The following is a 12,503-nucleotide window of genomic DNA, read 5'->3' on the forward strand; positions in this document are numbered from 1 at the left end:
AACCGCCTCCGTGCCAGCCTGATTGCTGCGAGGCGACGGCCATGATGGGCTCAGCAATCGGCGTGCCGGATGCGCCGACCAGAGTCTGGTGCGCGCCTTGCAGAAATGTGCGTCAAAAGCGGAGCTTCCCGCCCCTTGCGGCAGCGGGACCGATGATCCGTGTCGGGTTTGCGACAAGGTCGTCGGCTAGCCGACAGCAATGAAGGGAAGGCACGATATGGCAACCGTGGCATCGCGCGCCGAGCTCGAGCGTCTGTTGGAGGATGACGTGCCCTACGGCGATCTCACCACCGGGGCGCTCGGGGTAGGCGCGATCAGGGGCGTCATGCAGTTCGCCGCGCGCACGCCGATGGTGCTGGCGCTCGCCGAGGATGCCGCCGCGATCATCACGCTCGCTGGCTGTGAGGTGGAGCTGTTGGCCGCATCCGGCGCGACGTTGAAGCAGGGCGACCCGATTCTCGAGGCGCACGGTCCGGCCGCGAGCCTGCTGCGGAGCTGGAAGGTCGCGCAGACCCTGATCGAGATCTGGTCGGGTGTCGCCAGTGAGACCCGCGCCATCGTCGACGCGGCGAGGGCGGTCGCGCCGCAGATTCCGGTTGCCTGCACGCGCAAGAACGTGCCGGGCACCAAGCGCTTTGCGGTCGCAGCGGTGCAGGCCGGCGGTGCCGTGATGCACCGCCTCGGCCTGTCCGAGACCGTGCTGGTGTTTGCTGAGCACCGCGCCTTTCTCGGTGAACTGCCGTTGTTCCAGGCAGTCGAGCGGTTGCGGCGGGCGGCGCCGGAGAAGAAGCTGGTGATCGAGGTGAAGACCGCCGATGCCGCGCTTGCCGCGGCGGTCGCCGGTTTCGACGTCATTCAGGCCGATAAGTTTTCACCAGCTGACATCGCCGCGGTGGTCAAGCGCATCGCATCCATGGCCTATACGCGGGCCCGTCCGATCATTGCTGCCGCCGGTGGCGTCAACGCGGCGAATGCTGCGGACTATGCGGAGGCGGGCGCCGATGTCCTTGTCACGTCATCGCCCTATCTGGCCAAGCCGAAGGACGTGCAGGTGCGGATCGCGGCTTGCCGACAATAAGAGAGAGCGTCCGCAATCGTAGGTCTAACGATGTAGCGGACCCTCAACTCGAACCACCGACAAGCTGCCAAGAGGTGATGTAAAGTCACAGTCCGCAGCGTGCACCGGCTGAAGCTTGCTGTGGTTTGCGCCAGCTTGGCTGGAGCCGCAAGGGCATCTACTGGAGCGGCGGTATTGCGTTCATCGCCAATGACTGTGATCTCTGGCGATTGCCGCGTTGGGCTCCGCGAGAGCCGTGATATGCCGAGGAAAAACACCGACGGAGTTCGCGAGCTCGTCGATTTCCCGAAGTTGGGTAAGGGCTTAGTCTTGCCTGTTAGGCCGCTCCTCCTCCCGAGTCCGCCATCGATGTGTGCCCCCAGATGATGAGCTGACCCGTCTCATCGCGAGTGAACGTATGGTCGGACGGCACGAACGTCGTCGTCGTGGTTTCCTCGACGAGCGCTGGGCCTGGAACTAACGATCCGATCGGAAGCCGGTTTCGATCGTAGACGTTGCAGGCGACCCAACCATTCTCCCTTGCCAGGAAAACGAAGCGTTGGGCCTTGAGGGCACTGTCGAGCGTGTTTTGCGAATCGCCCCGGATGTTCGGCAGGCCGATCACTTCGCTGAGCATTTCGGTTTGCAGATGAAGCGTCGTAATCTCGGCTGTTGCGGTCGTCAACGCAAACGAAAAAGCCTTCCGATGGGTGGCATGGAAGTCGGATAACAGTTCCTCGGCACTGCCGCCGGAAATGGCCACGGAGACGCTGTGCTCCTGGCCGTGATATCGCATCTCGGCATAGCGATGGAATTTCAACTTGGCCGTGTCGGTTCCGCCGAAATATGCGATGGCCTCCTGTTCGAGCTCCGCGAACAATTGCGCAATCGAATCCATTTCCTGCTCGCTGATCCTCTTCAACACTGTACGCCTGATGTCGGCGCGTGGCCGCGCCGCAAGCATTCCCCAGGCAGAGAAGATACCGGGATGCGTGGGAATCACGGTCCGCTTGACGTTCAGTTCTCGCCCGAGGCTGGCAGCCAGCAGCGGTCCTGCGCCTCCGGATACGATCAATACGAGGTCGCGCGGATCGTGTCCCCGCTGTATCGTGATCAGCTTCAGTACGTTGGTCATGGACTCTTCGGCCACCTTGACGATCGCAAGCGCGGCCTGTTCGATCGAGAGCTTCATCGGCAGGGAGACACGGGCGATCGCCGCACGCGCACGATCGACGTCGAGCGGCATGCGGCCGTCGGCGAAGGTGAGCGGGTCCAGAATTCCGAGGGCCAGTTTGGCGTCCGTCACCGTCGGGTCGGCGCCGCCTCTGCCGTAACAGGCTGGCCCTGGGCTGGATCCCGCACTTTGGGGGCCGACCCGCAGCCTGCCGCTTGGGTCGAGCCAGGCTATCGAGCCCCCGCCGGCCCCGACCTCTACGATATCAACGACCGGGACTTGAATGGTGTAACCAGGGGAGCTTCGGGTCTTCTCGAGGCGATATTCTGCGTCTACCTTGGGCTGTCCCGCCTTGATCAGCGAGCATTTCGCGGTCGTGCCGCCGACGTCCAGGTACAGAACGTCAGTTTCGCCGATCTCCGATCCGATACGCGCCGCGCCAGCCACGCCGCCGGATGGACCGGATTCGACCAACGTGAGGGGAGCCGTTACCACCTGTTCGAAGCTTGCGATGCCGCCGTTCGATTGCATCGCATAGGTGGGGCAATTTATCCCCTTCCTTCGCAGCGCGATATCGAGGTTGTCGAAATAACTTCTGATGATGGGCTGAACATAGGCATTGAGCGCGACCGTGTTGGATCGCTCGTATTCCCGCCATTGCCGCGAGATTTCGTGGCTGGCACAAACTGATATCCCAGGCAGCTCCTTGCGCAGCAATTCCGCGCATTGCTTCTCGTGGGTGGGATTGGCGTAGCTATGAAGGAAGATGATCGCGACGGCCGCAACCTGCTGCTCGCGGCATTGCCGGACGCAGCGCGCGACATCCTCCTCATCCAGGGCGTGCAGGACCCCGCCCGATGCACTCATGCGCTCTCTCACCTCGAATCGCAGGTGACGTGGTACCAAGGGCGCCGGAGTCCTGGTGCGCAAATTGTACAGATCGGGGCGGTTGCCCCTGCCGATTTCGAGCACGTCACGGAAACCAGCCGTCGTAATCAGCGCAGTCTTGACACCTTTGCGCTCGGTTATGGCGTTGATGACGGTTGTGCCGCCGTGAACGAAGAAGCCGATGGCGTCGACGCCCAATCCGGATCGCTCGGCCATGGCGATGGTGTCGAGTACCCCGACGGATTGGTCATCGACGGTTGTCAGGCTCTTCGAGAAGACGACTGCGCCACTGGTGTCGTCATAGGCGATCAAGTCGGTAAAAGTGCCGCCCACATCCGTGGCAAGGCGAATCATGTCGTGGACCCCTGGCCAAGTGTCATTGCTGTCTTCCGTAAATGCGCTGTGCATCTTCCCGGGAGATCAATCCGCTCTCGATGTCGGCCGTCACCATTGCGGGGGCCCGGTCCGATGGTGCTCCCCAACCGCCGCCGCCGCCCGTCACGATCTTGATACGGTCCCCCTGGCCAACTGGTTTGGTCGGCGATCGTCCGAGCTTCAGGACGCCTCCGTCGGGCTTCACGATTTCAAGATAGTTGACCGATCCGCACTTGCCGCCGTCCATTGGCCATGGCGGCGTGACCGTCCGCCCAAAGCCGCAATAGACCTCGGCGCGCTCGGCCAGGATCCGATACTCCCTCACCAAACCGTATCCGCCACGAAAGCGGCCGGCACCGACACCGCCTTCGACATTGAAGCCGTAGCGTTCGACCAGCAGCGGAAACTTGGCTTCGATCAGTTCGACGGAATAGTTGTAAGTATCGCCGTCGGTCAGCGCGATCAACGCATTGGCGCCGTCGCTGTCGTGACAAGCGCCCCAGCCTCCGTGCTCGGGTTCGATATGGACGAACAAGTCGCCGGCTTCATCATGTCCGGCGATGTAGGTGACGCAGAGACTGGTGTAGGAGCCGGCGGAAAATCGTTCGGGCAGGATCGGCGCCAGTGCCTTCCAGACCAGCTCGGACGCGTGCACCGACCCTTCGTAATACCAGCCGGTGGGAGACGGCCGCTCAGCGGTAAACAGCGTGCCTTGCGGGGCCGAGATCGACAATGGGCGAAACCAACCTTCGTTCGAGGGTTCGTAGGGCGCGACCAGGGCTTTGAAGACGGTCTTCACTGCGGAGTGCAGTGCGCCGCGGGCGCAATTGATCGGACCGGTGCATGCCGAGGGGCAGCCCGTGAAGTCGACCTCCATGCTGTCACCGTCGATACGGACCGCAACCCTGACCTCGATGGAAAGCGGACTGACGCCATCGCCGTCGATCACGTCGGTGGCGATGTACTCGCCATTCGGCAGCGATCGGATGAGTTTCCTGGCTCTGGTCTCGGAATCTCGCAGCAGCTGATCGAACGAAGCGAGCAGTGTGTCGGCACCGTATCGACCGACCACCTCCTGCAGCCTCTGATCGGCGATCCGGACGGTGGCGAGCTGGGCATGGAGGTCGCCGATGGCCATATCGGGAAGCCGGGCGTTCTCGCGGATGATCTCGACGATGCTCTCGACCAAATGACCTCTTTCGGCGATCTTCACGCAGGGCAGTCGTAGCCCTTCCTGAAAGATCGAGGTCGCATCGGGCGGCAGGCTTCCCGGAATCGCGCCGCCGACGTCCAACCAATGCGCGACATTGATGGCGAACGCGATCAGTCGGCCTTCGGCGAACACCGGACGCACGATCGCGAAATCACAGGCATGGGTGCCGCCGCGAAAGGGGTCGTTGGTGACGATTACATCGCCGGGAAAAATCGACCCACCGAACCGGTCGATGACGCTGCGGATCTGCGTGCCGAACGTTCCGGTAAACAGCGTAATCCCGTTGGTCTGCGCGATGAGCTCGCCGTGCGCATTGCAGATGCCGCAAGCGAAATCCAGCACTTCGTAGATCACCGGGCTCATGCTGGTCTTCGTCATCACGATCGCCATTTCATCGACGACGGAGAGCAGCTTGCCTTGGATGATTTCGTAGGTGACCGGATCGAACGGCGCGGCGGATACGCTGGTTTCAATGGCCAAAATGCGTCACTTTCAAATTCTGTGCAGCCGTGCCGTGCGGTCGCACCAGATTGTCGACCCAGGCCTCGGCGATGTGGGGAAGGCTGAGCTCACCCTTGCGGTCCAGCAGCAGTTCGAGCACCCGCGGCGGCGTCAGCGGCAGTTCCTGGACACGCTTTCCGGTTGCGTTCGCCACCGCGCAGGCGATGGTCGCGCCGACGTTCAGGATCGGCACCTCTCCGGCACCTTTGGTGCCAAGCGGTCCGACCGACGGCGCGCCTTCGTACAGGCTGATCTCGACCGGCACGACGTCGAGCGCCAGCGGCAGGCGGTACGTCTCGAAGCCGTTCTGGCAGACGCGGCCACTTGTGCCGATCGTTACCTCTTCATGCAAAGCATAGCCCAGGCCTTGCACGACCCCGCCCTGGATCTGGCCATGGATCGCACGCGGATTCAGCGCGCGGCCGACATCCTGCACGACGCGATAGCTCAGCACCTCGACATGTCCCGTCTCGGGATCGACCGCGACGTCGCAGTCATGGACCGCGAACACCGGGATATCGATCGCGTCGATGAAGTGTCCGGCGACACAACCGGGCATCGCCGGCACGCCCGCGCCCGTGAAGGCGCCAGTGCCGGAAACCGGACCGAGTTGGGCCTGTGCGCGGGTTGCGACGTCAGCGATTGTACGACCAGAGCCGGGCGCGCCGGCGATCTCGATCCGCCCCTGGCGCATCACGAGGTCTTCGGGCGCCGCTTCGATCATCTCCGAGGCGACCTTCAGCAGCTTGGTTCGCACCTCCTGCGCTGCCGAAAGGCTCGCCGCGCCGAGCGACACTGTGGTGCGACCGCCGCCGACACCGACGTCGTAGCCGGCCGCGTCGGTATCGGCCGCGCGCACCACGACGTCGTCGGGCTTGAGGCCGAGCGTGCCGGCGACGATCTGGGGAAGGCTCTGCATCATCGAGCCGGAACCGATCTCGACACCCGATGTCACGAGCGTGGCTGTCCCGTCGGCGTTCATGTTGACAGTTGCGGCTGAAGGGCCGACGAACACGAACCATGTGCCGACCGTGGTGGCGCGTCCGAACAATCGGCCGTCGGCCAGCTTGCGGGAGGGCACGGCCGCTTCGCGCAGCGTATCCATCCGATCGAGCATCGGGCCGAGCACATTGCCCTCGAACACCTGGCCGGTGGCGCCCAGGTCGGCGTCGCCGAGCACATTGCGGCGGCGGAAGGCGAGGGGATCCATGCCGATTCGCGCTGCGATCTCGTCGGTGTGCCGCTCCAGCGCGAAGGTGCAATAGACACCATTGCAGCAGCGGAAGGCACCGTTCGGTGCGGTGTTGGTGTAGACCGCGCGCGAGACCAGGCGCGTCGACCCGAGTCGGTAGTTTCCGCCAAGCGTATGGGCGGTCATCGTGGTCAGGAAGATCTGCTCGCCGCCATAGGCGCCGCAATCCATCAGGACGACCGCTTCGCGTCCGACGATCTCGCCATCGCGCGTTACTGCCGAGCGAATGCGAAGCTCGGCGTTCTCGCGGAACAGGCAGGTCAGCATCTCCTCTTCGCGCGAATTGACCAGCCGCACCGGTTGTCCGCTGGCGCGCGCGAGCAGGGCCGCGAATGGTTCGATGGCGAGATCGAATTTGAGGCCGAAGGCCCCGCCCACCGGCGGCACTGTGACCCGTACCAGCGAGGGGGCAACGCCGAGGATCCGCGCGGTCGCATTGCGGATCGTCCAGGGAACCTGGGTCGAGGTCTCGATATGGAACCGCCCGTCCTCATAGCTCGCGACCACCGCGCGCGGCTCGAAGGTGACATGGTTCTGACGGCCGACGCGGAATGCGCTCTCGATGATTTCGACATCGGGAAGGGCGAAGGCGCCGTCGACGTCGCCACGCACCACGGTAGCCTCCCAGGCCACGTTGCCCGCACGCGCGCCGCCTTCGAACAGCACCTCGTAGTCGCTCCAGTCGGGATGAACCAGCGGCGCGGCCGGTGCGAGGGATTCCGCCATGGTGAGCACGGCCGGCAGCCGCGCGAACTCGACATCGATCGCCGCAAGCGCAGCCTGCGCCTGTGCAAGCGTGTCGGCTGCGATCGCCGCCAACGGCTCGCCGTCATAGCGGATCACGTCGCGGGCAAATAGCGGGTGATCGGCGATACCGATCCCGATCTTGCCGGGAGCATCCGCCGCGGTGACGATCGCGCGCACGCCGGGCAGGCGTGCGGCACGCGACGTGTCGAGGCGGACGATGCGCCCTGAGGCCACGTCGGCGCGCAGTACTGCCGCGTGCAGCATCCCGGGTAGGTAGCGATCCATGGTGTAGCGCGTGCGGCCGCGCAGCTTGTCACGCGCATCGCGGCGGCGGAAATCCATGGTGGCGGAGATTTCGGACATGGGCAGCCCTCGGTCATTTCACGGCAAGTGCGGACAGCGTGGCGTCGACGATGCGCTCATATCCGGTGCAACGGCAGATGTTGCCGCTCAGCGCAGCGCGGATGTCGTCGCGCGTTGCTTCGGGGGAGGTCGCCAGAAGATGTGTCAGGGTCACCACCATGCCCGGGAAGCACATGCCGCATTGGACTGCATCGCAGGCTTCGAGCGCGACCTGGATTGCGGTCGGCGCACCGCCAGTGCCAAGACCCTCGATGGTTCGGATATCAGAACCCTCGGCGAGCGCTGCCGGCATCAGGCATGATGGGGTCGGCTTGTCGTCGACCAGCACCATGCAGGCACCGCAAAAGCCTTCGCGGCACACCGGCTTGGTGCCGGTGAGATGGAATTCCTCGCGCAGGATGTCGACCAGTGGGGTCACGGGATCGGCGGCCGAAGTGCGGCGGTCACCATTCACGATCAGGCTCAGGGCCATGTTCACCTCCGCAATCTCGTTCAGGCGCCAAGCGCCGCGGCAGTCGCTCGCCGGACGAGGCCGGGCAGCACACTGACGCGATACCAGGGGGGAACCTCGACGCTCTCGCGGCCGACGAATTCACCAGCCAGATCGGCGGCGATCTCCGCGGCCCGTGCGGGGTCGAGTGGGCGGCCAAGCAGAGCTGCTTCGAGCCGTCCCCAGCGGCGTGCGACCGCTTCGACCGAACCGATCGCGATCCGCGCCGCACGTACATGGTTCGTCGCATCGACATCCAAGGACAGGCTCACGATGGCAACTGGATAGTCGCCAGCCTTACGCAATGGCAGTCGTGCATGCGCAGTCTTGTGCCGGGATCGCGGCACCACGATCTTGGTAAGCAGCTGGCCTGGGGCCAATGCCGATCGCTGCGTCAAGAACGCCTTGAGGCTCATGCGTTCGCGGCCGCTTCGGCTCGAGACCTCGGTCTGGGCGTCGAGGCAGAGCAGGGCGGGCACGCAATCCGCCGCGGAAAAGTCCGACGTCGCAAGATTGCCGCCGATCGTCGCCAGCGCCCGGATCGCCGGGTTCGCAGACCGGCCCGCGGCCGCCGCGAGGACCGCGAACTCGGGCAGATCGGCCACAGCCGAGGCCAGCGCGGCGTGCGTGACTGCCGCACCGATTTCGATCGCATCGGCGCCGATCCGGATCTCGGTCAGTTCGGGAATTTTCCCGATCGCAACATGGCGGGCCTTGAGCGGTTGGTGCCGGATCGGCGCGCGCATGATCCAGGTGCCGCCGGCAAAGGCCGCGCCTTCCGGGCCGTAGTCGTTCAGCGCGTCGAGGGCTGCGGCCAATGACGATGCGATATAGAATGTTCCAGTCGCATCGCCTTGTGCGAGAGGTCCAGTTGTCATCGGCGTCGCTCCAGTCGCAGGCGATCGAGCAGCACACCGATGATGACGATGGCGCCGAGCACGACCATCTGGATGTAACCGTCGATGCGGGTGAGATTCATGCCGTTGGACAGGATCGTGACGAACAGGGCGCCGAGCACGGCGGTGCCGACCCCGCCACGTCCGCCTGCCAGGCTCGTTCCGCCGACCACGGCGCCGGCGATAGCCTGCAATGATAGCGAGCCGCCGAGATTCGGTTCTCCCGAGCCGGTGCGCGCGGTCATCATGATCGCGCCGAGCGCGGCGAGCGTCGAACACAGCACATAAGTCGCGACCAGGATCCGCTTGACCGGCAGGCCGGCGACTGCCGCGGCGCGTGGGTTGGTCCCGATGATGTAGAGCGAGCGGCCGAACACCGTGCGGCTGAGCATCAGGTGCAGCGCCAAGCCAATGGCCAGTGTGATGATGATAGCCGCCGGGATGCCAAAAATGCTGCCGCCGTAGAAGAGCTGCGAGAACAGTTTGGGCACCCCCTGGACCGGACGTCCGGCGGACAGGGTGGTCGCGACGCCGATCGCGATGTTGTAGCTGCCGAGCGTTGCAACGAACGGGCTGACGCCGAGCAGCGCGATGACCACGCCATTGAACAGACCGCAGGCGATGCCGAGGCCGAAGCCGGTGCCGAGCCCGGCGAGCACCACGATGGAGGGATCATGGCCGGTTGCCGTGGCGCCGGCCATCGCCAGCGCGGTGCCGACGCTGACCATCGAAACGGCCGGCCCAAGGGCGAGGTCGAAGCCGCGGGTGAGGATCACCACGGTCTGCGCCATTGCAAATAGCGCCAGATAACTGGTCTGCTGCGCGATATTGAGCAGATTGGCCGGCGAGAGCACGCTGCGATCGACGGCTGCAAAGCCGAGCAGCAGCACGACCAGCGCGATCGGCAGCACCGCGCGCCACAGCCATTCGCTCGAAAACGAGTTCTTGTGGCTGCTCTGCTCGGTTGTCATGGACAATTCCAGGTCAGACACGGGCCTTGCTCCGTCGGCTCAGTTCATCCAGCGCCACAGCCGCCACCATGATGACGCCGAGGAAGACCGGTTGCAGGCGGGAGTCGACATGCAGCAGGTTGAGCGCATTGCCGAGAATGGTCAGGAACAGCGCGCTGATGGCCACAATCTCGACGCGGCCGACACCGCCTCGCAAGGAGACGCCGCCGATCACGGCCGCAGCAATCGACTGCAGCATCATGCGGTCGCCACCAAAGCTAGCCTGGCCGGAGCCAACCTGTGCGGTGAGCAGGATACCGGTGAGGGCTGCCAGCACGCTTGACACGGCGTAGGTGCCGACGATGTGGCGCTGGATCGACACGCCTGAGACGACGGCGGCATCGACATTGCCGCCGATCGCATAGACGTAGCGGCCGAACAGCGTGCGCCGCTGCACGAACATCATCGCGGCAATGACGGCAAGTGCAGCGTAGACGGCGGTCGGCAGGCCGAACAGCTGTGCGCGGCCAAATCCCTTCACGAAGCTGTCGGGCATGCCATAAGCCGGGATGCCGCTCGTGATCATGAGACCGACGCCGGCAGTCGCCGACATCGTGCCGAGCGTGACCACGAATCCGGAGACCTTCAGCTTCGCGACGCAGAAGCCGTTGACGAGCCCGACCGCCAGCCCGCAGCCGATCCCTGCGGCGGCCCCGCTTGCGATGATCAGAGCGGTGTTGCCGGGGAATGCCGCGGCGGTCGCTGCCATGGTCTTGGCGGTCACCACGCTTGCCAGCGCGACGACCGCGCCGACCGAAAGGTCAAAGCCGCCCGCGACGATCACCAGCGCCTGGCCGCAGGCGACGATCGCCAGCAGTGAAGCGTTACGCAGGATGTTGAGGATGTTGATGAGGCCGTAGAACTGGGGATCGATTGCCGACATGCCAACGACGAGGGCGACCAGCAATGCCGGCAGGAGTCCGATCCGCCCGACGATGGATCGGCCGAGAGTTATCGACCGTCGAGGCATTCCGGCGGTCACAACCGCGCTCATGCGACCTCCGCGACAAGATGCTCTCTAAAGAAGCTCGCCAGCACGTTCTGCTCGGTCTTCTCGGCCCCCGTCAGCTCTGCGGCGATCCGACCGTGGTGCATGACGTAGAGCCGGTTCGACAGCGCCAGCACCTCCGGCAGCTCAGACGACACCACGATCACGCCAGCGCCGGCCTCAACCAGGCGCTTCATGAATTCGTAAACCTCGAGCTTGGCGCCGACGTCGATACCGACGCTCGGCTCGTCGAACAGGAACACGCTCAGCTCGCGCGTCAACGCGCGGCCGAGCATCACCTTCTGACGGTTGCCGCCGGACAGGGCGCCGGCGGTCCGTTCGATGTTCGGCGGCCTGAGCTGCAACTGCTCCATGACGCGTTGGATCGTGGTGCGTTCCACCGCCTGCCGCAGCACGCCGAAGCGGGCGAAGGCGGGCAGGTCGAGCACGGTCATCGATGCGTTCTCGCGGATCGGGCGCGACAGCGCGAGCCCTTCGGCGACCCGGTTGGCAGGGAAGTAGGCGACGCCATTCCTCAGGCTTCGCCGTGGCGCGGGAAAGTCGTAAGGTAGGCCGTCGATCCGGATCGTGCCGGAGACGATCGGTTCGATTCCGTAGATGGCGCGGATCAGCTCGGACTTGCCGCAGCCGACGAGGCCGGCGACGCCGGTGATCTCACCGGCGCGGGCGTGGAAGTTCACATCGCGCACGCTTCCGTCGGCCAGTGTCAGGTTCTCGACGTCGACCATGACCTTGTCCGGCTTGTGCGTGATGGTCGGAAACAGCAGGTCGATTTTGCGGCCCGTCATCAGCTCGACCAGCTCGCTGTCGGTCGAGGTCGCGGCATCGAGGGTGCGGATGTGGCGGCCATCGCGCAGCACGGTCACGCGGTCGGCGAGTGCGCGGATCTCGCGCATGCGGTGCGAGACGTAGATCAGGCCAACATTTTGGCTCTTCAGCCGGGCGATCAACTCGAACAGCCGGCTGGTTTCGCGCTCGGTCAGCGACGCCGTCGGCTCGTCGAGGATCAGGAGGCGCACGCGGCCGAGCAGCGCCTTGGCGATCTCGGTCATTTGCTGGTGCGCTCGTGAGAGGTCGTCGACCCGCTGCGAGGGATCGAGATCGAAGCCGAGCTCATCGATCAACGCGGTCGCACGCTTGCGCATCTCGCGGGCATGCAATATGCCGCCGCGAGTGACCTCGCGGCCGAGGAACAGGTTCTCTTCCACCGTGAGGCTTGGAACGAGCGAGAACTCCTGAAACACCGGACTGATGCCGATCGACCGGGCTCGCTGCGGCGTAAGATGGCGGATGTCCTCACCGCCGAAATGGAATGTGCCCTCGTCGGGCGGGAACGTCCCTGACACCACGTTGATCAGGGTCGATTTGCCGGCACCGTTCTCGCCGAACAGCACGTGCAACTCGCCGGCATGGACATCGAGATCGACCCGGTCGAGCGCACGAACACCGGTGAATCGTTTCGAGATGCCGCGCAAGGCGAGCAAGGGTTCGGCCGGTTTCAGGTCAGCGTCGAGGTCCATCTGCTCTC

General features: G+C 64.7%; 9 protein-coding genes. 1 reads left to right on the top strand and 8 read right to left on the bottom strand.

All coding sequences use genetic code 11. The features are described 5' to 3' along the window. The first annotated feature begins 217 nt into the window (after positions 1-217). On the top strand, positions 218-1,078 hold the full coding sequence (modD, locus tag JQ592_RS26370) for a ModD protein (protein WP_211405692.1): 861 nt from the start codon (positions 218-220) through the stop codon (positions 1,076-1,078). 316 nt (positions 1,079-1,394) lie between these two features. On the opposite strand, the gene JQ592_RS26375 is transcribed toward modD, so the two are convergent. Genes JQ592_RS26375 through JQ592_RS26410 form a run of 8 tightly spaced genes read right to left on the bottom strand, consistent with a single transcriptional unit; the run spans position 1,395 to position 12,495 of the window. After that, positions 1,395-3,473, bottom strand: coding sequence for a hydantoinase/oxoprolinase family protein (locus JQ592_RS26375; RefSeq protein WP_211405693.1), 2,079 nt, complete (start codon positions 3,471-3,473; stop codon positions 1,395-1,397). A 22-nt stretch (positions 3,474-3,495) separates the two neighbouring features. Continuing rightward, complete coding sequence (locus JQ592_RS26380; protein ID WP_246820675.1) at positions 3,496-5,187, bottom strand: hydantoinase B/oxoprolinase family protein; 1,692 nt, start codon at positions 5,185-5,187, stop codon at positions 3,496-3,498. Beyond that, positions 5,177-7,570, bottom strand: coding sequence for a xanthine dehydrogenase family protein molybdopterin-binding subunit (locus JQ592_RS26385; RefSeq protein ID WP_211405694.1), 2,394 nt, complete (start codon positions 7,568-7,570; stop codon positions 5,177-5,179). Before JQ592_RS26385 ends, JQ592_RS26380 begins: the two co-directional genes overlap by 11 nt. Before the next feature lie 13 nt (positions 7,571-7,583). Beyond that, positions 7,584-8,042 (bottom strand): (2Fe-2S)-binding protein, encoded by a 459-nt coding sequence (locus tag JQ592_RS26390; protein WP_211405695.1) that lies wholly within the window; start codon positions 8,040-8,042, stop codon positions 7,584-7,586. A gap of 20 nt (positions 8,043-8,062) precedes the next feature. Beyond that, entirely contained in the window at positions 8,063-8,878 is an 816-nt protein-coding gene (locus JQ592_RS26395) for an FAD binding domain-containing protein (protein WP_246820676.1), read from the bottom strand. A 56-nt stretch (positions 8,879-8,934) separates the two neighbouring features. After that, positions 8,935-9,927 carry an ABC transporter permease gene (locus JQ592_RS26400; protein ID WP_211405697.1) on the bottom strand — a complete coding sequence of 331 codons (993 nt, stop codon included), beginning with the start codon at positions 9,925-9,927 and terminating at the stop codon, positions 8,935-8,937. A 13-nt stretch (positions 9,928-9,940) separates the two neighbouring features. Further along, entirely contained in the window at positions 9,941-10,960 is a 1,020-nt protein-coding gene (locus tag JQ592_RS26405; RefSeq protein ID WP_211405698.1) for an ABC transporter permease, read from the bottom strand. Continuing rightward, positions 10,957-12,495 carry a sugar ABC transporter ATP-binding protein gene (locus JQ592_RS26410; protein WP_211405699.1) on the bottom strand — a complete coding sequence of 513 codons (1,539 nt, stop codon included), beginning with the start codon at positions 12,493-12,495 and terminating at the stop codon, positions 10,957-10,959. Before JQ592_RS26410 ends, JQ592_RS26405 begins: the two co-directional genes overlap by 4 nt. Between the last annotated feature and the right edge of the window lie 8 nt (positions 12,496-12,503).

It is taken from the genome of Bradyrhizobium iriomotense, assembly GCF_018129405.1.
Lineage (GTDB): Bacteria > Pseudomonadota > Alphaproteobacteria > Rhizobiales > Xanthobacteraceae > Bradyrhizobium > Bradyrhizobium iriomotense_B.

Excerpts from the sequence above, each read along its gene's own strand:
- modD (WP_211405692.1), top strand. The coding sequence starts at position 218 with ATGGCAACCGTGGCATCGCGCGCCGAGCTCGAGCGTCTGTTGGAGGAT.
- JQ592_RS26375 (WP_211405693.1), bottom strand. The coding sequence starts at position 3,473 with ATGATTCGCCTTGCCACGGATGTGGGCGGCACTTTTACCGACTTGATC.
- JQ592_RS26385 (WP_211405694.1), bottom strand. The coding sequence starts at position 7,570 with ATGTCCGAAATCTCCGCCACCATGGATTTCCGCCGCCGCGATGCGCGT.
- JQ592_RS26390 (WP_211405695.1), bottom strand. The coding sequence starts at position 8,042 with ATGGCCCTGAGCCTGATCGTGAATGGTGACCGCCGCACTTCGGCCGCC.
- JQ592_RS26400 (WP_211405697.1), bottom strand. The coding sequence starts at position 9,927 with ATGACAACCGAGCAGAGCAGCCACAAGAACTCGTTTTCGAGCGAATGG.
- JQ592_RS26405 (WP_211405698.1), bottom strand. The coding sequence starts at position 10,960 with ATGAGCGCGGTTGTGACCGCCGGAATGCCTCGACGGTCGATAACTCTC.
- JQ592_RS26410 (WP_211405699.1), bottom strand. The coding sequence starts at position 12,495 with ATGGACCTCGACGCTGACCTGAAACCGGCCGAACCCTTGCTCGCCTTG.